The sequence below is a fragment of the Xanthomonas sp. 3307 genome (genome assembly GCF_014199735.1).
In the GTDB taxonomy this organism is placed as follows: domain Bacteria; phylum Pseudomonadota; class Gammaproteobacteria; order Xanthomonadales; family Xanthomonadaceae; genus Xanthomonas_A; species Xanthomonas_A rydalmerensis.
Window position 1 is genome coordinate 212,526 of sequence record NZ_JACHOG010000007.1, and the last position, 20,219, is coordinate 232,744.

Here is a 20,219-nt window from a genome sequence, read left to right on the forward strand (position 1 = left end):
GACGCTGCGCAGCGCCTACCAGTTGGCGCGCAGCACCAGCGAGTAACGGCGATCGTTGACGAACCAGCTGCGCGTGTACAGACGCGGATCGACCTCGCCGTCGCTGTAGGAGGTCGGCCCCATCAGTACCTTGGTCACCGAATTGGTGAGGTTGTTGGCCTGGATGCCCAACTGCAGGTGCGGGGTGAAGCGGTAGAACACCGAACCGTCGAGCTGACCATAGTCGTCCGACCAGGTCGGCAGCTTGGTCGCCACGTCGCTGGCGGTGAGCAGGTAGCGCGAGCGCCAGTTGTAGGCCAGGCGCACCGACAGCGGCCCCTTCTCGTAGATGCCGGCGAGGTTGTAGCTGCGCCGTGACAGGCCTTCCAGCGGCAGCGCCACACCGGTCACGGTGGTCTTGGTGTACGGATCGGTGGCCGTGTTCACACCGCCGCTGCTGTCGACGAAGGTGAAGTTGGCATTGACCCCGAAGCCGCTCATCCAGCCCGGCAGCGAATCGAAGAACTGGGTGTAGCCGTATTCGAAGCCGCGGATGCGGCCCTTGTCCATGTTGTACGGGCGCGTCACCAGGAAGTCCTGGCCGCCGTAGTTCTCGGTGACGGTCTGGTTGGAGAAGTAGTCCCTGACGCTCTTGTAGAACAGCGTCAGGTACATCATGTCGCTGCTGTCGAAGTACCACTCCAGCGCCGCGTCGTACTGGTCGGCCTTCATCGGCTTGAGGTTGGGATTGCCGGCGGTGCCGGTCCAGTCCTTCGGCGAGCCGTCGTCGTTCATGGTGGCAGCCAACAGCAGATACGGCTGCAACTGGGTGTAGTCGGGTCGCGCCATCGCCTTGGACGCGGCCAGGCGCAGTTGCAGCGCATCGGAGAACTTGAAGCGCAGGTTGAAGCTCGGCAGCACGTCGGTGTAACTATTCTGCGCGGAGTTCTGGAAGTACTGCCCGTAGTACCGGGACTTGAGATCGCCCGAAGCCGAGGTGGCAGAGAGGTCCGGATACTGGCCATAGCCCGCCGCCTCGGTCTTGGTCTGCACCACGCGCACGCCGATGTTGCCGTCCACCGGCACGCCCAGCGCATCGTCGTTGCCGAAATACATCACCATGTACGCCGCCTGGGTGCGCTCGAACTGGCGGTTGGTGTCCTGCAACTGGTACTGATCCGGTGCCCAGCCATAACCGCGCAGCGCGACGATCTGCTCGATCAGCGCCGAGGTGCCGGCGTAGTCCTTGACCGCGCTGTTGCGCGGAAAGACCAATTGCGTCGGCACGTTCACCTTGCCGCGGAACAGGTTCGAGTAGGTGTACAGCGATGACGAGGCCGTCATGTAGTTGGCCAGGTCGGCCAGGCCGGTGGCCGTACCGGGGATGGTGGCCCAGTTGTCGGTGATCACGCCCCAGTTGTAGCCGGAGTTCTTGTTGGTCTGGGTGCGGTCGGTGGCGCGGATGCCGGCGCGGAAGGTGCGCAGCCACGGGTTGTCGTCGTAGCTGTATTCCAGGTCGAAGCGCGTGGCCAGTTCGCGGCCGCGGTTCTTCGCCAGGTGGTCCATCGCCGCGCTCCAGAAATAGTTGGAGGGGTTGGCGGTGTAGCCGGGGTCGGCCAGGGTCACCGCCGGGTAGCGGCCGCCGAGGTCCACGTTCAGGCCCGGCAGGTAGATCGAACTGAACAAGGTGAAATCCAGCACGTCGCTCTGCGAGCGCACCAGTTGCATGTCGCCGCGCACGGTCAGCCGGTCGGTCAGGCGGTGGCTGAAGCCGCCGGACAGGTCGGAGGTGGTGGTGCTCTGCTGGGCATAGCGGTTGTCGGTGTAGAAGCGCACGCCATCGTTGCCGGTGACGTTGCCGCGCCACGAGGTGGATACCGGCGAGCCGCTGACGAAACGGCCTTCGCTGTCATAGGTGAAGGTGGTGCCTGGCGCCGGCACGATGGCGTTGGTGTCGTCGTTGAAGAACGCGGCGCGATCGCGCCAGTTCATGTCGTAGGACGAGCGCAGGTACTGCACGTAGAGCTCGGTGGCGTCGCTGGGGCGCCACTGGAATGCGGCCGCCACGCCCTTGCGCTTGCGCTCGAAATCCATCTGCCGCCAGTTGACCCCGCCCGGTACGTACACCTTGTCGAAGGTGGTCCCGGCGAGCAGCGCCGGATCGGTGCGGCGCACGAACGGCTCGACCTGGATGCCGTCGCTGCGCGTGGCCAGTTCCGAGTGCGCCACGTCGAGCATGAGGCCCATCTCGCCGAGGCCGGTGGTCCAGCGATCGCTGAACAGGAACGAGCCGGACGGCTTGTAGGTCTTGCTCAGATCGCCGTAGTTGGCGTCGGCGGTGAAGCCGACCACCCGTCCCGGCTGGTCGAACGGCATGCGCGTGCGCAGGTTGACCGTGCCGCCGAGGCCGCCTTCGATGATTTCCGCCGATGGATTCTTGTACACGTCCACGCCGGCCATCAGTTCGGCCGGCACGTCCTCGAAACTGAGCCCGCGGCCGCTGGCGGCGCTGAAGCTGTCGCGGCCGTTGAGTTCGCCGCGCACCTGGGTCATGCCGCGGATCATCACCCCGCTGCCCTCGGCCGAGAAGTGGTCCGGATCGTTGCGCGCCATGAAGTGATCGATGGTCACGCCGCTGACCCGCTGCAGGGTCTCGGTGACGCTGCGGTCCGGCAATGCGCCGATGTCCTCGGCGCTGACCGAATCGACGATCTGCTCGGCATCGTGCTTGATCGATTGCGACTTGATCAGGCTACCGCGTACCCCCTTGACCTCGACCGCATCGAGCTGGGTCACGGGGTCGCCCTTCTTGCGGGCGGCAGGCTGCGCGGTCGCAGGCTCCGCCTCCTGCGCCAGCGCCTGTGCGCTGAGCAGCAAGCCGATGCTCAGCGCGATGAGCGAACGCGGCAAAACGCGGGGACGACGTGACGCTGCGGTCGGCAGAGCCGGACCACGAGGATGCTGCGATGCCATGCTGTTTCCCTCCCAGGAGACATGCACACAGACACGGGCGACGGTCGCGCCAGGGCGCCGTCCTGCGAGTTGTGACGGCGTCGGTCTCAGCCGTTGCCGTATCGGAAGGCGCCGCTGCGCAGAGTGGCAGGTCGGTCGCTAACGCGATCGGCCGAGACTAGAAATGCACTTCGCGTGAAGCAAATGAAAAATTCCCGTCCAGCTATGTGATTCCAGACTAGCGGGATGCGCACCACGGCATGTCTACGAAATCGTCCGTGTGCGATGGGCAGTGCCTGCGGCGGCGTTCAAACGTTCGCCGCCCGCTCGGGATACAGCCGCTTGGCGGCGTTGCGCAGCGCCAGCAACACCCGTTCGGCGCCCGGCGGCAACAGGTAGTCGCGGCGGCGCACGATGCCGAACGATTCCATGCGCACGCCCAGCGTGATCGGCAGCACCGTCAGCAGCTTGGCCTGCACGTACGGCGCCACCGCCTCGGCCGGCAGCGCGGCCAGCAGGTCGCTGCCGCGCAGCAGGCTGGTCATCACCGGCAGCGAGGAAGTCTCGATGACGTTCTGCGGCGCCGGCACCGCGTGCTCCAGGAACATCGCGTCCAGGCGCGCACGCAGCACGCTGTCGGCCGGCGGCAGCACCCAGCCGTAGCGGGCCAGGTCGGCATGGCGCAGGTCGGCGCGGGTGGACAGCGGATGGCCGGCGCGGGCGATCACCGAATGCGGCTCGTCGGCCAATGGCTCGAACTCCAGCGCCTCGGCGCCGTAAGGGCCGAGGATGCGCCCGATCACGATGTCGAGCTGGCCGTCGAGCAGCTTGGCCACCAGCGGCCGGCTGTAGTCCATCTCCACCCGCACCAGGATGCCGGGGAACTCGCGCTTGACCTCGGCGATCGCCTGCGGCACCAGGTTGGTGCCCGGATTGACCACGGTGCCGATCGAGACCTGACCCATGCGCCCTTCGCACAGCGCGGCGATCTCTTCCTGGGCGCGGCCGATCTCCGACATCGCCGCGCGCGCGCGGCGGATCAGCACCTGCCCGTACCAAGTCGGCTCGACCCCGCGTGCGTGGCGCTCGAACAGCTTCACTCCCAGCAGGTCCTCCATCTCCGCCAGCAGCTTGGACGCCGCCGGCTGGGTCATGCTGGCCGCCTCGGCCGCGCGCAGCACCGAACGGTGTTCGTGCAACTGCAGCAGCAGCAACAGGTGCCGGGTCTTCAGGCGCGCGGCATTGAACCAGGGATTGGCGGCAGCATTCATCGTGGGCAGGCATCCTGAGGGCGACGCCGTGTATTCGGCGACGGAATAGAATATGCCTAAAATTTCATTTGCAGAGCATAGCTCACGCGCGCAGGCTACCGCCCATCGCGCCCCTGCTGGCGTCGCCGCCGCCCGTGCCAACGCAGGCAGGCCGATTCAGCCGGGTTCGCGCCAGCGTTGATGCAGCGTGCGCGGACCGCGGCCTTGCCGCCAGGCCGCACCCGGCACCGCGCTGACCGCGCGCCTCCTTCAACGCCGCTTCCGCCAGGTACCCCGATGTCCGCCGCTTCCCCGTTCCGACTCCCGCTGATCGCGATCCTGCGCGGCCTCACCCCGGAGGACGCGCTGGCGCACGTCGGGGCGCTGGTCGACGCCGGCTACGACGCGATCGAGATTCCGCTCAATTCGCCGCGCTGGGCCGACAGCATCGGCCCGGCCGCGCAGACGTTCGGGCAGCGCGGCTGGATCGGCGGCGGTACCGTGCTGCAGATCGGCGACGTCGACGCGCTGGCCGATCTGGGCGCGCGCTTCATCGTCACCCCCAACACGCGCCCGCCGGTGATCCGCCACGCGGTGGCGCGCGGCCTGCAGGTGGTGGCCGGCTTCGCCACGGCCACCGAGGCGTTCGATGCGTTGGACGCCGGCGCGCAGATGCTCAAGCTGTTCCCCGCCGCCACCTACGGCCCCGGCCACGTGCGCGCCCTGCGCGCGGTGCTGCCGGCGCAGGTGCCGCTGTTCGTGGTCGGCGGCGTCAACACCGAGACCCTGCACGACTACCTGAGCGCCGGCGCGATCGGCGCCGGCATCGGCGGCGAGTTGTACCGCCCCGGCCAGCCGCTGACCCAGACCCAGGCGCACGCCGCCGCCTTCCGCCACGCCTATCTGGACCGCGCATGAAGATCGTCCGCCTCACCACCTACCACGCCGCGCCGCGCTGGCTGTTCCTGAAGGTCGAGACCGACGAAGGCATCACCGGCTGGGGCGAGCCGGTCATCGAAGGCCGCGCGCGCAGCGTCGAGGCCGCGGTGCGCGAACTCGGCGAGAGCCTGATCGGCAAGGACCCGGCGCGGATCAACGACATCTGGCAGATGCTCTACCGCGGCGGCTTCTACCGCGGCGGCCCGATCCTGATGAGCGCCATTGCCGGCATCGACCAGGCGCTGTGGGACATCAAGGGCAAGGCGCTGGGCGTGCCGGTGTACGAACTGCTGGGCGGGCGCGTGCGCGACCGCATGAAGACCTACCGCTGGGTCGGCGGCGACCGCCCCGCGGCGACCATCGCGCAGATCCAGGGCTACCGCGACCTCGGCTTCGACACCTTCAAGTTCAACGGCACCGAGGAAATGAAGCTGATCGACGGCCCGCGCGCGGTGGATGCGGCGGTGGCCAAGGTGGCGCAGATCCGCGAGGCCTTCGGCACCGCCATCGATTTCGGCATCGATTTCCATGGCCGCGTGGCCGCACCGATGGCGCGCGTGCTGCTGCGCGAACTGGAACCGTTCAAGCCGCTGTTCGTCGAGGAGCCGGTGCTGCCCGAGCAGGCCGAGTACTACCCGCGGCTGGCCGCGTCCACGCCCATCCCGCTGGCGGCCGGCGAGCGCATGTTCTCGCGCTTCGACTTCAAGCCGGTGCTGCAGGCCGGCGGCCTGTCGCTGCTGCAGCCGGACCTCTCGCACGCCGGCGGCATCACCGAATGCCTGAAGATCGCCAGCATGGCCGAGGCTTACGAGGTCGGCCTGGCGCCGCACTGCCCGCTCGGCCCGGTGGCGCTGGCGGCCTGCCTGCAGGTGGATTTCGTCTCGCACAATGCGGTGCTGCAGGAACAGAGCATCGGCATCCACTACAACGAAGGCGCCGACCTGCTCGACTACGTGCTCAACAAGGACGACTTCGCCTGCGACAATGGCGGCAGCATCGCCGCCCTGCCCAAACCGGGCCTCGGCGTCGAGATCGATGAGGAGCGCCTGCGCCATGCCAACGCCAACCCACCCGACTGGCACAACCCCATCTGGCGTCACGCCGACGGCAGCATCGCCGAGTGGTGAGCCGATGAACGTTTCCATTCCGCCCCGCCACACCGCTACCCTGGCGGTGGACAGCCGCTGCGAGCATGGCGAAGGCATGCTGTGGTGCGAGCGCCGCGGCGTGCTGTTCTGGGTCGACATCAGCGGCCGCCGCCTGTGGCGCCACGATCCCGCCAACAACGTCAGCCGCCATTGGGACCTGCCCGACCGCCCCGGCTGCCTGGGCCTGTTCGACGACGGCCGCCTGTTGCTGGCGCTGGCCAAGGGCGTGTACGCCGCCGATCCGGATGCCGCCGCCGAGGCCGACAGCGCGCTGCCGCTGCAGCACCTGGCGGACGTGGAGCCGGAGCGCGACGACACCCGCAGCAACGACGGCCGCGCCGATCGCCACGGCAACTTCGTGTTCGGCACCATGAGCGAGCGCGAGGACCAGGCGCCGGTCGGCAGCTTCTACCAGTGGTCGGCGCGCCACGGCCTGCGCCGCCTGCCGCTGCCGGGCGTGGCCATCCCCAACGCGATCTGCTTCAGCGCCGACGGCCGCACCCTGTACTACTGCGACTCGGTGCAGCCGCGCATCCTGTGCTGCGACTACGACCCGGACACCGCGCACACCGCCAACAGCCGCGTGTTCGCCGAACTGGATCACCCCGATGCCGAGCCGGACGGCGCCATCGTCGACGCTGAAGGCCACCTGTGGAACGCGCAATGGCGCGCCTGGCGCGTGGTGCGCTATCGCCCCGACGGCAGCGTCGAGCGCAGCGTCGCCCTGCCGGTCAAGCATCCCACCTGCCCCGCCCTGGGCGGTGCCGATGGCGGCACCCTGTTCCTGAGCACCTCGCGGCAGGACCACACCGACGATGAACTGGCGCGCACGCCGCAGGCCGGCGGCGTGTTCGTGGCTGCGGTCGGTATCGCCGGCCTGCCCGAAGGACGCATCGCCAGCGCATGATCGTCGTCGACTGGGGCACCAGCAGCCTGCGCGGCTATCGGCTCGATGCCGAGGGCAGCATCCTTGAACAGCGCCGCAGCGACCAGGGCATCGCCGCCTGCCAGGGCCGCTTCGCCGCGACCCTGGCCACCTTGATCGACGGCTGGGACGGCGACGTCGTCCTGTGCGGGATGATCGGCAGCCGCAACGGTTGGATCGAACTGCCATACGCGCCCTGCCCGGCCGACGCCGCCGCGCTGGCCGCGGCGATGCAGCCGCTGCAGGACCCGGCCCTGCCCGGCCGTACCCTGTGGTTCGTGCCCGGCGTGGCCAGCGATGCCGATGCCGTGCCGGACGTGATGCGCGGCGAGGAGACCCAACTGATCGGCCTGCTCGCATTGCTCGCACAGGAACCGCATGCGGCCGACGTCCACCACGTCTGCCTGCCCGGCACCCACAGCAAGTGGGTGACGCTGCAGGACGGGCGCATCGCCTCGGTGGCGACGCTGATGACCGGCGAACTGTACGCGCTGCTGCGCACGCACAGCCTGCTGGCGCGGTTGATGGATAGCGACGACGGCGCCTTTGATTCCGCTGCGTTCGATGCCGGCGTGCAACGCAGCGGCGATCCCGGCGGCCTGCTGCACCATCTGTTCGGCGTGCGTAGCCTGGGGCTGTTCGACCGCCTGAGCGGCGCCGCGGCACCGTCCTACCTGTCCGGGCTGCTGATCGGCCACGAACTGCGCGCCCACGCCACCTTGCCGCCGGTGGTGCACCTGGTCGGCGGCAGCGGCCTGCTGGCGCGCTACGCGCATGCATTGGCCGCACTCGGCAGCAGCGTGCGCACCCATCCGGAAGATCTGGCTGCGCGCGGCCTGTATCGCCTTGCGCGGCAGCACGGCGGTCTCGCCGGCTGAGCCGCACGTCGCGCGCCGCCCCCAGCCGGCCCACACACGGCGGTGACAGCCGCTTTGCATTAGAATTACCGGGTTAATCGCCGGATCGAGCCATGCCTTTCGTCGTCACCGAAAACTGCATCAAGTGCAAATACACCGACTGCGTGGAAGTGTGCCCCGTGGATTGCTTCCACGCCGGCCCGAACTTCCTGGTGATCGATCCGGACGAGTGCATCGACTGCACCCTGTGCGAGCCGGAATGCCCGGCCAACGCCATCTATCCCGAGGACGACGTGCCGGCCGGCCAGGAAGGTTTCGTCGCGCTCAACGCGGAACTGGCCAAGGCCTGGCCGGTGCTGACCACGCGCCAGGAACCGCTGCCCGACGCCGCCGAGTGGGACGGCAAGCCGAACAAGCTGCCGCTGCTGCAGAAGTAACCGCGCCGCGGATTCCGCCCAGGCGCCGCCCGCCAGACCGTACAAAACCGTAGAGACAAGCTGCGACTTCAGGGCGCCTCTGACAACTCGCGTTGCTGCCGCTCGACCGGGCACGTGGGTGGTTACACCCGCGTAGGACGCGAGGCTTCGCCCGACCCTCATCCGCCCCTGCGGGGCACCTTCTCCCAGAGGGAGAAGGGAGAAGCGCGAGCCCCTCTCCCTCCGGGAGAGGGGTTGGGGTGAGGGTACGGCGCGCAGCGTCGCGCTGAAGCAAGGAATGGCGCTTGTCCCCTTTTCTGGATCAGCCACGACGGACATCCCGATCAAGCCCATCCCGGCTAAAGCCGCCCCTTGCATCTGCAAAGAAACCGCGCCGTGTTCTCGCCGAACGAAAACGGGCGCACTACGGCGCCCGTTTCGCGTTCTGCAACAGATCCGGCGCACGCGCCGGACCCGTACCGGCTCAATGACCCAGCTTGGCCTTCAGCGCCGCGATCAACTTGACCGGCGCTTCGCCGGTGGCCGGCAGGCCGCGCGGATCCACCGCCGAGACGTACACGCCGGCATCCACGGCCACCACGCGGACCAGGAAGTTGCTGCCTTCGTAGGCCACGTCGTAGGAGCCCAGCAGCTGCGCGCGGCTGGCGATGGTGACGCCTTCGATGCCGCCCAGCGCGTCGCCGACCTGGCCGAACACCTGGTCGCGCGCGCCCGGCACCACGAAGCCGCTGTTCGACGCCGCCGGGGCCTGGCCGGCCGGGGCCGCAGGACGCTGCGCCGAGGCCAGCGCCGGCACCTTCATCGCCGCCGAGGTATCGGGCGAGGTCAGATCCGGCGGCACTTCCAGCGGGCGCATGTCTGGCGCCAGCGCGTAGTCGCCGCGCGGCTTGCCCTTGTGGAACCAGCTGCAACCGCTGGTGGCCGCGACCAGGGTGGTCGCCAGCACGGCGGCCGACAGCACGCGGACGTAGGGAACGGAAGCACGCATCAATCAATCTCCTGGAGTCAGGCCGCGAGCGTTTCGCGGCTGGATAGGTCTTCCAACGCGGCAGCGTCGGCGGCAAGTCGGTCGGCCGTGGCGTGGTGCGCCGCGGACAGCGGCAGCAGCGGCAGCCGCAGGCCCTGGCCGATCCCGGCACGCTGCAGCAGCGCCTTGACCGGAATCGGGTTGGATTCGATGCCGCAGAAGGCATGGAACGGCTGCAGCCGCGCGTCCCAGGCCTGCGCGGGCTCGGTCTGGCGGGCGCGCGCCAGGTCGCACAGGCGCCGGTAGGCGCGCGGCAAGGCATTGGAGGCGACCGAAATCAGTCCGTCGTAGCCGGCCAGGATCGCCTGCGCGGCGCTGCCGTCGTCGCCGCTGAACACGGCGAAGTGCTCGCTGCGCAGGGCCGCGAGCGCAGCGATGCGCTGCGGGTCGCTGCTGGCGTCCTTGATGCCGACGATGTTCGGGTGCTGCGCCAGTTGCGCCACGGTCTCCGGCAGCAGGTCGCAGCCGGTGCGACCGGGCACGTTGTACAGCATCACCGGCAGGCCGCCCTGCTCGGCGACCTCGGTGTAATGCGCAATCAGCCCGGCCTGGGTCGGGCGCACGTACGGCGGCGTCACCACCAGCGCGTACTGCGCGCCGTTGGCGGCGGCGCGGCGGGTCAGCGCCACGGTCTTGGCGGTGCCGGACAGGCCGGTCCCGGCCAGCACCGGGACGCGCCCGCCGATCGCCTGCACCGCCTCGCGCAGGATCCGGTCGTATTCGGCGTCCAGCAGCGTGGCCGCCTCGCCGGTCGATCCGGCCACCACCAACCCCTGCACGCCGCCGTCGAGCTGGCGTTTGAGCAGCCGCTGCCAGGCGTCGAGGTCGAGGTCGCCATTGCCCTCAAAGGGCGTGGCCAGGGCGGTGATGATGCCGGAGAGGGACAAGATGCCGGGTGCTCGCTGGGAGGATGAGGGCCGCGCAGGCTGCGCGGACGGATCGGCCCCGCACGCGGGGCAGGGTCGCCCCGCATGTTACTTGCGGCCCGAAAGCGCGGGCAAGTATGCTGCACACCGTGCCGGGCGACCGCCCGGATGCCGTTCAGCCTTACGCAATGCCGGAAGCCCCTTTGACCGACACCACGCCCCGGCCCGCGCCGACCGAAAACCACCTCCTGATCAACGCCTACACGACGCATCCGGAGTCGCCCTTGTTGCCGGTGACGCGTCGTATCGCCGACAGCGGCTGCAATCTCGTCGATGCGCGCCTGGCCACGGTCGGCCGCGACGTGTCGGTGACCGCGCTGGCGACCGGCTCGTGGGACTCTGTGGCCAAGCTCGAAGCCATGCTCACCCGCCTCGACCGCGAGGAAGGCATGAAGCTGGTGTGGTACCGCACCGGCGCCAAGCAGGCGCAGTCCAACCTGCTGCCGTACATCGTCGAGGTCATCGCCGCCGACAAACCGGGCATCCTGTTCCAGCTGGCCGATTTCTTCGACCGCCAGGGCATCACCATCGAAAACCTGCAGAGCACGCGCTACCGCGCCATGCAGACCGGCGCGGAGATGTTCTCGGCGCAGGTGACGATCGGGGTGCCGGCGAACATGCACATCGCCGCCCTGCGCGACGACTTCCTCGAGTTCTGCGACCACCTCAACCTGGACGCGATCATGGACCCGATGAAGTTCTGAGCCACGCTGGACACCGACGCAATCGAACGCAGATGATGGCGATGCACGCGGAGGACACCCCATGAAGGACGGCGACACCTTGGACCGCAGCACGCTGGCCTTGCCGCTGGCCCTGTCCGGCGGCGCCAGCGCCACGCTCGGCGATTACGCCGGCCGCTGGCTGGTGCTGTATTTCTATCCGAAGGACAGCACGCCCGGCTGCACCACCGAGGGCATCGAGTTCAACGCGCTGCTGCCGCAGTTCGAACAGGCCGGCGCCACCGTGCTGGGCGTGTCGCGCGACTCGGTGAAGTCGCACGACAATTTCTGCGCCAAGCAGGGCTTCCGCTTCCCGCTGATCAGCGATGCCGACGAGGCGCTGTGCCGCGCCTTCGACGTGATCAAGGAAAAGAACATGTACGGCCGCCAGGTGCTGGGCATCGAGCGCAGCACCTTCCTGCTTTCGCCGACCGGCCAACTGGTCCGCAGCTGGCGCAAGGTCAAGGTTCCCGGCCACGCCCAGGCCGTGCTCGACGCGCTGCAGGCCGCCGCCAAGCAGTGATCACTGCCGTTTCCCGCACCCCGCATCGCCCTGCCCCGCAGGCAGCGATGGTTCGTCCCTGCTCCTCTTCCAGGAATCCATGATGACCCGAGGCAAGCGCATCTACGTGCTGGATACCAACGTGCTGATGCACGATCCGACCGCGCTGTTCAAGTTCGAGGAGCACGACGTGTTCCTGCCGATGCAGGTGATCGAAGAACTGGACAATGCCAAGAAGGGCATGTCCGAAGTCAGCCGCAACGCGCGCCAGGTCAGCCGTTTCCTCAACGAACTGATCGAGGGCGCCGGCGCCGAGCAGATCGAATCCGGCATTCCGCTCAGCCATCCGCAGGGCATCCAGCTCAAGAGCACCGGCAGCATCGGCCGGCTGTATTTCCAGATCCGTCCGGTCGAGCCCGGGCGCAGCTTCGGCAGCGTCGCCCCGGACAACAAGATCCTGGCCGCGGTGCTGGCGCTGCGCGAGGAACAGCCGGAAATTCCGGTGATCCTGGTGTCCAAGGACATCAACCTGCGGATCAAGGCGGCGATCAGCGGCCTGGTCGCCGAGGATTACGAGAACGACCGCGCGCTCGACGATTTCAGCCTGCTCTACACCGGCGCGATCGAGCTGCCGGAGGATTTCTGGCAGAAGCACAACCAGGACCTGCGCAGTTGGAGCGACAAGGGCCGCACCTGCTACGAGATCGCCCTGGCCGCCGACGAGGACTGGTACCCGAACCAGTACCTGTACCTGCCCGGCGAAGACGAAGTGGAACTGCGCGTGGTCAAGGTCAGCGCCGAGCGCAAGGCGACGCTGGCGCTGGTCGACGACTTCCGCAGCGGCCAGCACGCGGTGTGGGGCATCGCCGCGCGCAACCGCGAGCAGAACTTCGCGCTCAACGCGCTGATGGACCCGGAAATCGACTTCGTCACCCTGCTTGGCACCGCCGGCACCGGCAAGACCCTGCTGGCGCTGGCCGCGGGCCTGGCGCAGACCATGGACCAGCAGCGCTACCGCGAGATCATCATGACCCGCGCCACGGTCAGCGTCGGCGAGGACATCGGCTTCCTGCCCGGCACCGAGGAAGAGAAGATGACGCCGTGGATGGGCGCGCTCACCGACAACCTGGAAGTGCTCACCCACACCCAGGAAGGCGGCACCTGGGGCCGCCAGGCCACCAACGACCTGCTCGCCAGCCGCATCAAGATCCGCTCGATGAACTTCATGCGCGGGCGCACCTTCCTGTCGCGCTACCTGATCCTGGACGAAGCGCAGAACCTGACCCCGAAGCAGATGAAGACGCTGATCACCCGTGCCGGCCCCGGCACCAAGATCGTCTGCCTGGGCAACGTCGAACAGATCGACACGCCCTACCTGACCGAGACCACCTCCGGCCTGACCTACGCGGTGGATCGCTTCAAGGCCTGGCCGCACAGCGCGCACATCACCCTGCGCCGCGGCGAGCGTTCGCGCCTGGCCGACTACGCCTCGGAGGTGCTGTGAACGCGGCGGCCGGCACGCGCCTGGCCGGCGCGGCGCTGGCCATGGCCCTGCTCGGCGCCTGCGCCACCGCGCGCGGGCCCGCCGCCACGGTGCCGACCGCGGTCAAGGCCGGGCAGTCGTGGATCGTCACCCGCAACAGCACCGCGGCGCAGGTGCTCGACACCTGCTCGCGCGACAGCCCGGCGCGCCACGACGGCGACGTCGCCGGCTACTGGATCCCGACCCCGGAGCAGATCGCGCAACTGGAGGCGCACCTGGCGCAACTGCAGCCGCAGATCGCCGATCCCACCGCCTCTGATCGCCAGTACGTCGGCATCCTGTACCGCGGCAAGCAGGCGATCTACGTCAACGCCTTCGCGCCAGACGACAACAGCGAGCGCGACCCCACGGTCGACGCGGTAAAGGCCTGCGGCGGCGGCAGCCGTTTCTGGGGCGCGGTCTACGACCCGGCCAGCGAACGCTTTTCCGAGATCGCGCTCAACGGCGCACGCTGAGGTGGCTGCAGGCAGGCGCCAGTGGCGGCGGCACGCTGGAGCGTGCGCATCTCGCGGCGGCCGCGCCGCGGCTGCCCTGCGCGCGGCATGAACCTGGAACTGCCACGCTGGGCCTGGGCCTTCGCTGGGGCGCTGGCCGCCGTCGCCGGCATGGTCAACGTGGTCGGCTATCTGGGCTTCGAACATCAGGCGGTCACCCATCTCACCGGCACCACCACCCTGCTCGGCGCGGCGCTGGCCGACGGCGACGCACGCGCGATCGCGCAACTGGCCGGCGTGGTGCTGGCCTTCCTTGGCGGATCACTGCTCGGCGGCTTCATCGTGCAGGACAGCCGCCTGCGCCTGGGCCGGCGCTACGGCGTGGCGTTGGCGCTGGAGGCGCTGCTGCTGCTGGCGGCGATGCAGGCGTTCAAGCAGCAGCAACTCGCCGGCGCCGTGCTCGCCGCGATCGCCTGCGGCCTGCAGAACGCCACCACCACCATCTACAGCGGCGCGGTGGTGCGCACCACCCACCTCACCGGCATGTTCACCGACCTGGGCATCGGCCTGGGCCAGGCGCTGCGCGGCCTGCCGCTGCCGCGCCGGCGCATCCGCCTGAGTCTGTTGATCATCGGCGGCTTCCTGTGCGGCGGCGTGCTCGGCGCCTGGGCCTACCGCCATGTCGGCTTCGACGCACTGCTCGGCCCTGCCCTGCTGACCGGCACGGTGGGCACCCTGTATGCGCTGCAGGCGCATTACCGCAGCCGCGAGCGCTGAGGGCACGCCGAGTGCATAACCCGCGCCAGCCCTGCACAATCGGCGCATGAGCGAACCCACCGTCGTCTCCGCACTGAGCATCGCCGGCACCGATTCCGGCGGCGGCGCCGGCCTCCAGGCCGATCTCAAGACCTTCGCCGCACACCGTGTGCACGGGCTGACGGCGGCGGCCGCGCTGACCGCCCAGCACACCCGTGGCGTCACCGCGGTGCACGTGCCGCCACTGTCGTTCCTGCGCGCGCAGATCGACGCCTGCTTCGCCGACTTCGACATCGCCGCGGTCAAGCTCGGCATGCTCGCCAACGCCGAGGTGATCCACCTGGTCGCCGACGCGCTGGAAGAATATCGCCCGCCCTGGGTGGTGCTGGACCCGGTGATGGTGGCCACCAGCGGCGCCAAGCTGCTGCAGGACGACGCCCTGGACGCGCTGCGCGGCCGCCTGTTGCCGCTGGCGACGCTGGTGACGCCGAACGTGCCGGAAGCGCAGTTGCTGCTCGGCCGCCCGATCGACAACGCCGACGACGCCGAGCACGCCACCGCGGCGCTGCTCGAAGCCGGCGCGCAAGCGGTGCTGCTCAAGGGCGGCCACCTGCAGGAAGGCCAGCGGGTGATCGACCGCTACGACGACGGCGTCAGCCGCAGCGAGTTCAGCCATGCGCGACTGGCGCTGGACGCACACGGCACCGGCTGCACCCTCGCCGCGGCGATCGCCGCACAGCTGTGCCAGGGCCTGGCCCTGCCGGCCGCCTGCGAAGCGGCGATCGACTATGTGGCGCGCGCGCTGCGTGGCAGCTACCGGCCCGGCCGCAGCGACGTGGCGGTGCTGGACCATTTCGGCGCGGCGCGCGGCCCATGATGAGCGCCGCCCCCATTGACGCTGCGGTCGCCGAGCACGCCCTGCCCGTCGCCGCAGCCGACGGCCATCGCTGGACCTTGCTGGCGCGCATTCCCGATGCGCCGCGGCAGGCGCTGCTTTGGCTGCCGGCGCTGGGTGTGGCCGCGCGCCACTACCTGCCGTTCGCCGAAGCGCTGGCCGCACACGGCGTCGCGGTGTTCCTGCACGAATGGCGCGGCAACGGCAGCAGCACGCTGCGGCCGTCGCGGCACTGCGACTGGGGCTATCGCGCCCTGCTGCAACTGGATCTGCCCGCCAGCCAGGCGGCGATCGCCGGGTGCGGGATCGCGGCGCCGCTGGTCGTCGGCGGCCACAGCCTCGGCGGACAACTCGCCTGCTGCTACGCCAGCCTGCAGCCGCAGACGTTCGCTGCGTTGTGGCTGGTCGCCAGCGGCACGCCGTACTGGCGCCGTTTTCCGGCACCGCGCGGCTATCTGCTGCCGCTGGCCTACCGCCTGCTGCCGTGGCTGGCGCAGCGCCAAGGCGTGCTGCACGGCCGCCGCCTGGGCTTCGGCGGCACCGAAGCGCGCGGCCTGATCGCCGACTGGGCGCGCGTGGGCCGCAGTGGCCGCTACGCCGCGGCCGGCCTGGCCACCGACCTGGAAGCGCAGTTGGCGCAACTGACGCTGCCGGTGCGTGGCGTCGTGCTGCAGGACGACTGGCTGGCGCCGCAATCCTCGCTGCGCGGCTTGCTGGACAAGCTGGCCACGCCGGCCGCGCAGATCCACTGCCTGGACGCCGCGCAGCTGGGCGCGGCCGCCGATCATTTCGCCTGGATGAAGCGCCCCGCCGCCGTGGCCGCGGCGCTGCTGGCCGATCAGTGAAATTTTTCGGAAAGAGCATTGACGGGCCAGATCGACTCCCGCATAATTCCGCTCCTGACGACGCGCCCGTAGCTCAGTTGGATAGAGTACCTGGCTACGAACCAGGCGGTCGGGAGTTCGAATCTCTCCGGGCGCACCAGTCAGATGAAAAACGACAAGCCACCGCTTGTCGTTTTTTTTGCCCTGCCGCGGCGATCCGGTCGCATCGAAGCAGCCCACAGCGGCGCACTCGCCCACGACCGTCATGCCGACGACACGCAGGTGTAGACGAATCGCCGCAAGTCGTGAATAATCCCGCGCCTGACAACGCGCCCGTAGCTCAGTTGGATAGAGTACCTGGCTACGAACCAGGCGGTCGGGAGTTCGAATCTCTCCGGGCGCACCAGTCAGATCAAAAACGACAAGCCAGCGCTTGTCGTTTTTTTTGCCTGCGCGTTGGCGATTGCACACATGTCACCAGGACGAGGGGCGCATCCGCATCATGACGATGCGCCGATCACGGCACCTGCTTCGCGTACAGACATTCGTATTACAGACGATCAACCGGAGCTACGAGGCGGACCCGCGTCGCCTCGGCCTCGCCCGCACGAGCGCCGAGGCACCGGCCGACTCAGGCGATGGTGTCTACCACGCCGCCATCGACGCGCAGCGCCGCACCGGTGGTCGCAGACGCCTGCGGCGAAGCGACGTAGACGCAGAGATTGGCAACCTCCTCCACCGTGGCGGCGCGGCGGATGATCGAGCTGGCGCGGTGCGCCTTGACGAAGTCGGCGGCGACCTCGTCCAGCGGCTTGCCGGACTGTTGCACCTGGTCGGACAACATCGCGGCGACGCCTTCGGTCAGCGTCGGCCCCGGCAGGATGGCATTCACGGTAACGCCAGTGCCGGCCATGCGCTTGGCCAGCCCACGCGACAGGGCGAGATCGGCGGTCTTGGTCACCCCGTAGTGAATCATCTCGACCGGGATGTTGAGTCCGGACTCCGACGAGACGAAGAGCACGCGCCCCCAGCCCTTGTCGGCCATCCCCGGCAGATACGCCCGGGAAAGACGCACGCCGGACATCACGTTGACGGCAAGGAAGCGCTCCCATTCCGCGTCGGGCGTCTCGAAGAAGTCCTGCATCCCGAAGATGCCGGCGTTGTTGACCAGGATATCGACGGCAGGAAGCGCCGCGACGATCGCGTCGCAGCCGGCCGCAGTGGCCACGTCTCCCACCACGGCACGCACGCGGGCATTGGCGACGTCGCGCTTGAGGGCAGCAGCCGCGGCCTCGGTGCGGGCCTGGTCGCGACCGTTCAGCGCGACCTCGGCACCCGCCGCGGCCAAGCCCTTGGCGATCCCGAAGCCGATGCCGGCGGTCGAGCCGGTGACGAGGGCGGTTTTACCGGATAGATCGATGTTCATGACTGTCTCCATGCACGAAGATGAGGATGAGGATCCGCTTCGGCGCCCCACGCTGCGGGAGCACCACCGACACACGCCGACCGCGCCGGTTGTTCCGTCGACTGCATCATGTGCGCATCCAATCGCAAGGCAAGGAACGACACGTGAACGCAGCGATGTAAACCTCACCCGTTGCAGCGGGTTGCCGCATCAGCGAGGTGCAGGCGACGCAGGCAAAAGAATCGAGCGCGTGACCACATCACTTGCCCGGTCCTGCCCAGCCGCCCGCGCGCGCCTGCAGAGAACGCACTCGTTCGCATTAGCCAGGGCGCACGCGCGACCTGTGCGTCGTAGACGCCATCGGCACGCATGACATTCCCGGCACGCCGACTCACGCCGCGATCGTAGTGCCCTTCGACGGCGGCGCCACTGCAGCCCCAGCAGCGTCCAGCACGATCACCGGATGACCCGCCGCACGCCACGCATCCAGGCCACCGCGCAGCGGCAGCACGTCCTCGAAGTCGTGCTGGCGCAGGCGCTTGGCCAGCACCGCGGCCGACACCTCGTTGGGACAGGCGCAGTAGATGACGATCCGTCGATCGCGCGGCAAGCGTGCGACGAGCGCATCGACCTGGCGATCGTCCACTTCCTGCGCGCCGGGAATGGCATACGGCTCCAGCGTGCGGTAGCCCGGGGCGCGAATGTCCAGCAGCAGTGGCGGCGTCTCGCCCTGCAGCAGCGCATGCAGTTCGTCGACGTCGATGCGCAGGGTCTCCATCGCCTTGTGCAGCGTGTGCCGGCGCCAGGCGCGATAGCCGACGTACAGCGCCAGCAGGCCGACCAGCAGCAGCGCCGCGCGCCTGCCGAGCAGGCTCAGCCAATCCAGCAGGTCCTGCACCTGGTCGGCGAAGCACAGGCCCAGCAACAAGCCGCCGCCCGCCCACAGCGCCGCGCCCAGCGCGTCGTAGCGCAGGAAGGCCCCGGCGCGCACACGCATCGCGCCGGCCATCGGCACCGACACCATCGACAGGCCGGGCACGAACTTGGCCACCGCCAGCACGCGCACGCCCCAGCGCGCATAGAAGCGCTCGGTACGCTTCATGCAGGTGTCGCGCGACAGCGACAGCCGGCACAGCGACTGCAGCGTGCGGTTGCCGTAGCGGCGGCCGGCGCCGAACCACAGCAGGTCGCCGAGCAGGCTGGCCGCGATCGACACCGACAAGGCGCCCAGCAGCGCAGTCCACATCGCCGACCCGTCGAGCAGCGCATAGGTCGCACCGACCAGGATCAGCGTTGGCAGCGCCGGCACCGGCAGGCCCAGCGACAGGGCCAGGACGTTGACGAAGACCAGCCCCAGACCATAGCGCGCAATCAATTCCTGCATGGCTTGCCGGGTGGAGAGAGGAGGATGCCGCGCATTATCCTCCCGGCATCCGCCAGGTGCGCGGGCGCCACGGCGTCACCGGCGGAACAGACCCATCCATCGCCGCGATGGAGCGTGCGCCACGCATGAGGCCAGAGGCGCTGGCCGTCCGCGCTGGCGGGATTACGAGGCGCCGCCTTGGCCGGCGCCAACCCGAGTGCGCGGCGCCTGCGGAGCGACGGACACCGAACGCAGAGAAAGCGCCCGCGGCATTGAGACAAGGCAGACACCGCGCTCAGGCTGGACCGCCGGAGCACGGCACGCAACGCAGTCTCAACGCGTTACCGAGCCGCCGCGTGCAGGCCGACGAAGCTCACACGCCCTCGTCCAGCCGCGCCGCCATCTGCGCCAGCCACGCCGCGAACACGCCCGGTTGGCGCATGCGCGCGCGCCACCAGGCCAGCGCCGCGCCCTCCTCGCCGCTGCGCCAGGCCAGCTGGAACACCTCGTCCGGCTTCGGCTCCTCCACCGCCTTGCGCACCAGCGTGCCGCGCGCCAGCGCCGCACGCGCGTAGGGCTCGGGCAGGAAGCCGAAGCCGAGCCCGGCCAGCTGCAGCCGATACTTGCTGCGCATGTCCGGCACGGTCAGCGCGTCCTGGCCGAACAGCAGCCCGACCGTGCGCGGCAACAGGCGCCGCGCCGAATCCGCCACCGCGATCGCGCGATGCGCGCTCAACTGGCTGCGGCTGAGCGGCTCCGGGGCCTGCGCCAGCGGGTGCCCGGGCGCGACCGCGAACACGAACGGCAGCGTGCCCAGGGGCTCGGCCACGTAACCGCCGCCGCTGGGGCCTTCGCCGGCCGCACCGACCAGCAGATCCACCCGCCGGTCCAGCAGCGCCTCCCAGGTGCCGGACAGCGATTCCTGCACAACCCTCAGCCGGGTCTGGTCGGCGACTGCGTAGAACGCCGCCATGTCCTGCGCCAGGCATTCCGGCGCGAACACCGCATCCAGACCCAGCGCGAACTCGGTCTCCCAGCCGGAGGCGACGCGGCGCACGCGCAATTCCAGATCGCCGGCCGCGCGCAGCAGGTGGCGGCCTTCGCGCAGCAGTTCGGCGCCCGCGGCGGTCGGCACCGCCTTCGGCCCCAGGCGCTCGAACAGTTGCACGCCCAGGTCCTCCTCGAGCTTGGCGACCGTGTAGGAGATGGTCGACGGCACCTTGTGCAGGGCCTTGCCGGCGGCCGAGAACGAGCCGCGGCGGTCGATGGCGTCGAGGATCTGCAGGGCGTCGAGGCTGAGCTTGAGCATTCGAATTTTTCGATGATGGATGCCGA

General features: G+C 69.3%; 19 protein-coding genes and 2 tRNA genes. 14 read left to right on the forward strand and 7 right to left on the reverse strand.

The window, feature by feature from the left end:
- Positions 1–15 precede the first annotated feature (15 nt).
- Positions 16–2,952 (reverse strand): TonB-dependent receptor, encoded by a 2,937-nt coding sequence (locus tag GGR64_RS16700; protein WP_184647208.1) that lies wholly within the window; start codon positions 2,950–2,952, stop codon positions 16–18.
- A gap of 287 nt (positions 2,953–3,239) precedes the next feature.
- Complete coding sequence (locus GGR64_RS16705; RefSeq protein WP_184647210.1) at positions 3,240–4,202, reverse strand: LysR substrate-binding domain-containing protein; 963 nt, start codon at positions 4,200–4,202, stop codon at positions 3,240–3,242.
- Positions 4,203–4,478: 276 nt separating this feature from the next.
- Here GGR64_RS16705 and GGR64_RS16710 point away from each other — a divergent pair, with 276 nt between their 5' ends.
- From GGR64_RS16710 to fdxA, 5 genes are all read left to right on the forward strand, one after another.
- Positions 4,479–5,099, forward strand: a complete 621-nt coding sequence (locus GGR64_RS16710) for a 2-dehydro-3-deoxy-6-phosphogalactonate aldolase (protein ID WP_184647212.1) — start codon at positions 4,479–4,481, stop codon at positions 5,097–5,099.
- Positions 5,096–6,247 carry a galactonate dehydratase gene (dgoD, locus tag GGR64_RS16715; protein ID WP_160946586.1) on the forward strand — a complete coding sequence of 384 codons (1,152 nt, stop codon included), beginning with the start codon at positions 5,096–5,098 and terminating at the stop codon, positions 6,245–6,247. The genes GGR64_RS16710 and dgoD overlap by 4 nt, the downstream gene beginning before the upstream one ends.
- Positions 6,248–6,251: 4 nt before the next feature.
- Entirely contained in the window at positions 6,252–7,175 is a 924-nt protein-coding gene (locus GGR64_RS16720; RefSeq protein ID WP_184647214.1) for an SMP-30/gluconolactonase/LRE family protein, read from the forward strand.
- Complete coding sequence (locus tag GGR64_RS16725; RefSeq protein WP_184647216.1) at positions 7,172–8,071, forward strand: 2-dehydro-3-deoxygalactonokinase; 900 nt, start codon at positions 7,172–7,174, stop codon at positions 8,069–8,071. The genes GGR64_RS16720 and GGR64_RS16725 overlap by 4 nt, the downstream gene beginning before the upstream one ends.
- Positions 8,072–8,163: 92 nt before the next feature.
- Positions 8,164–8,487, forward strand: coding sequence for a ferredoxin FdxA (fdxA, locus tag GGR64_RS16730; protein ID WP_017909525.1), 324 nt, complete (start codon positions 8,164–8,166; stop codon positions 8,485–8,487).
- Positions 8,488–8,950: 463 nt separating this feature from the next.
- Here the strand turns inward: fdxA and GGR64_RS16735 are convergent, their stop codons facing one another.
- Together GGR64_RS16735 and dapA are read right to left on the reverse strand one after the other, a co-directional pair.
- Positions 8,951–9,475 carry a hypothetical protein gene (locus GGR64_RS16735; RefSeq protein ID WP_048489026.1) on the reverse strand — a complete coding sequence of 175 codons (525 nt, stop codon included), beginning with the start codon at positions 9,473–9,475 and terminating at the stop codon, positions 8,951–8,953.
- 17 nt (positions 9,476–9,492) lie between these two features.
- Positions 9,493–10,401 carry a 4-hydroxy-tetrahydrodipicolinate synthase gene (gene dapA, locus GGR64_RS16740; protein ID WP_184647218.1) on the reverse strand — a complete coding sequence of 303 codons (909 nt, stop codon included), beginning with the start codon at positions 10,399–10,401 and terminating at the stop codon, positions 9,493–9,495.
- Between the two features lie 167 nt (positions 10,402–10,568).
- Between dapA and GGR64_RS16745 the strand changes: the two genes are divergently transcribed.
- From GGR64_RS16745 to GGR64_RS16785, 9 genes are all read left to right on the forward strand, one after another.
- A complete protein-coding gene (locus tag GGR64_RS16745) occupies positions 10,569–11,144 on the forward strand; it encodes a glycine cleavage system protein R (protein WP_087943489.1) in 576 nt (191 codons plus the stop codon).
- A gap of 61 nt (positions 11,145–11,205) precedes the next feature.
- A complete protein-coding gene (locus GGR64_RS16750) occupies positions 11,206–11,685 on the forward strand; it encodes a peroxiredoxin (protein ID WP_010343914.1) in 480 nt (159 codons plus the stop codon).
- An 82-nt stretch (positions 11,686–11,767) separates the two neighbouring features.
- Positions 11,768–13,168: a PhoH family protein gene (locus GGR64_RS16755; RefSeq protein ID WP_160969602.1), complete on the forward strand. Its 1,401-nt coding sequence runs from the start codon at positions 11,768–11,770 to the stop codon at positions 13,166–13,168.
- A gap of 41 nt (positions 13,169–13,209) precedes the next feature.
- Positions 13,210–13,662 (forward strand): hypothetical protein, encoded by a 453-nt coding sequence (locus tag GGR64_RS16760; protein ID WP_184647261.1) that lies wholly within the window; start codon positions 13,210–13,212, stop codon positions 13,660–13,662.
- 87 nt (positions 13,663–13,749) lie between these two features.
- Positions 13,750–14,418 carry a YoaK family protein gene (locus tag GGR64_RS16765; protein ID WP_184647220.1) on the forward strand — a complete coding sequence of 223 codons (669 nt, stop codon included), beginning with the start codon at positions 13,750–13,752 and terminating at the stop codon, positions 14,416–14,418.
- Positions 14,419–14,464: 46 nt separating this feature from the next.
- Entirely contained in the window at positions 14,465–15,274 is an 810-nt protein-coding gene (gene thiD / locus GGR64_RS16770; RefSeq protein ID WP_184647222.1) for a bifunctional hydroxymethylpyrimidine kinase/phosphomethylpyrimidine kinase, read from the forward strand.
- Positions 15,274–16,137, forward strand: coding sequence for an alpha/beta fold hydrolase (locus GGR64_RS16775; RefSeq protein WP_184647224.1), 864 nt, complete (start codon positions 15,274–15,276; stop codon positions 16,135–16,137). Before thiD ends, GGR64_RS16775 begins: the two co-directional genes overlap by 1 nt.
- Positions 16,138–16,199: 62 nt before the next feature.
- Positions 16,200–16,276 (forward strand) — tRNA-Arg (locus GGR64_RS16780).
- Positions 16,277–16,445: 169 nt separating this feature from the next.
- Positions 16,446–16,522: transfer RNA gene (locus GGR64_RS16785), tRNA-Arg, on the forward strand.
- Positions 16,523–16,747: 225 nt separating this feature from the next.
- Here GGR64_RS16785 and GGR64_RS16790 read toward each other — a convergent pair.
- The 3 genes from GGR64_RS16790 to GGR64_RS16800 all read right to left on the reverse strand — a co-directional run bounded on the left by GGR64_RS16790 (position 16,748) and on the right by GGR64_RS16800 (position 20,193).
- Positions 16,748–17,542 carry an SDR family oxidoreductase gene (locus GGR64_RS16790; RefSeq protein WP_184647226.1) on the reverse strand — a complete coding sequence of 265 codons (795 nt, stop codon included), beginning with the start codon at positions 17,540–17,542 and terminating at the stop codon, positions 16,748–16,750.
- Between the two features lie 370 nt (positions 17,543–17,912).
- Positions 17,913–18,905, reverse strand: coding sequence for a VTT domain-containing protein (locus GGR64_RS16795; protein ID WP_184647228.1), 993 nt, complete (start codon positions 18,903–18,905; stop codon positions 17,913–17,915).
- A 352-nt stretch (positions 18,906–19,257) separates the two neighbouring features.
- The gene (locus GGR64_RS16800; RefSeq protein WP_160969588.1) at positions 19,258–20,193 is read right to left on the reverse strand and encodes a LysR substrate-binding domain-containing protein; all 936 of its coding nucleotides are present in this window, start codon (positions 20,191–20,193) and stop codon (positions 19,258–19,260) included.
- Positions 20,194–20,219 lie beyond the last annotated feature (26 nt).

What these genes read in the sequence shown, in the direction of transcription:
- GGR64_RS16700 (WP_184647208.1), bottom strand. Translation starts at nt 2,952, where the DNA reads ATGGCATCGCAGCATCCTCGTGGTCCGGCTCTGCCGACCGCAGCGTCA.
- GGR64_RS16705 (WP_184647210.1), bottom strand. Translation starts at nt 4,202, where the DNA reads ATGAATGCTGCCGCCAATCCCTGGTTCAATGCCGCGCGCCTGAAGACC.
- GGR64_RS16710 (WP_184647212.1), top strand. Translation starts at nt 4,479, where the DNA reads ATGTCCGCCGCTTCCCCGTTCCGACTCCCGCTGATCGCGATCCTGCGC.
- dgoD (WP_160946586.1), top strand. Translation starts at nt 5,096, where the DNA reads ATGAAGATCGTCCGCCTCACCACCTACCACGCCGCGCCGCGCTGGCTG.
- GGR64_RS16720 (WP_184647214.1), top strand. Translation starts at nt 6,252, where the DNA reads ATGAACGTTTCCATTCCGCCCCGCCACACCGCTACCCTGGCGGTGGAC.
- GGR64_RS16725 (WP_184647216.1), top strand. Translation starts at nt 7,172, where the DNA reads ATGATCGTCGTCGACTGGGGCACCAGCAGCCTGCGCGGCTATCGGCTC.
- fdxA (WP_017909525.1), top strand. Translation starts at nt 8,164, where the DNA reads ATGCCTTTCGTCGTCACCGAAAACTGCATCAAGTGCAAATACACCGAC.
- GGR64_RS16735 (WP_048489026.1), bottom strand. Translation starts at nt 9,475, where the DNA reads ATGCGTGCTTCCGTTCCCTACGTCCGCGTGCTGTCGGCCGCCGTGCTG.
- GGR64_RS16745 (WP_087943489.1), top strand. Translation starts at nt 10,569, where the DNA reads ATGCCGGAAGCCCCTTTGACCGACACCACGCCCCGGCCCGCGCCGACC.
- GGR64_RS16750 (WP_010343914.1), top strand. Translation starts at nt 11,206, where the DNA reads ATGAAGGACGGCGACACCTTGGACCGCAGCACGCTGGCCTTGCCGCTG.
- GGR64_RS16755 (WP_160969602.1), top strand. Translation starts at nt 11,768, where the DNA reads ATGACCCGAGGCAAGCGCATCTACGTGCTGGATACCAACGTGCTGATG.
- GGR64_RS16760 (WP_184647261.1), top strand. Translation starts at nt 13,210, where the DNA reads ATGGCCCTGCTCGGCGCCTGCGCCACCGCGCGCGGGCCCGCCGCCACG.
- GGR64_RS16765 (WP_184647220.1), top strand. Translation starts at nt 13,750, where the DNA reads ATGAACCTGGAACTGCCACGCTGGGCCTGGGCCTTCGCTGGGGCGCTG.
- thiD (WP_184647222.1), top strand. Translation starts at nt 14,465, where the DNA reads ATGAGCGAACCCACCGTCGTCTCCGCACTGAGCATCGCCGGCACCGAT.
- GGR64_RS16775 (WP_184647224.1), top strand. Translation starts at nt 15,274, where the DNA reads ATGAGCGCCGCCCCCATTGACGCTGCGGTCGCCGAGCACGCCCTGCCC.
- GGR64_RS16790 (WP_184647226.1), bottom strand. Translation starts at nt 17,542, where the DNA reads ATGAACATCGATCTATCCGGTAAAACCGCCCTCGTCACCGGCTCGACC.
- GGR64_RS16795 (WP_184647228.1), bottom strand. Translation starts at nt 18,905, where the DNA reads ATGCAGGAATTGATTGCGCGCTATGGTCTGGGGCTGGTCTTCGTCAAC.
- GGR64_RS16800 (WP_160969588.1), bottom strand. Translation starts at nt 20,193, where the DNA reads ATGCTCAAGCTCAGCCTCGACGCCCTGCAGATCCTCGACGCCATCGAC.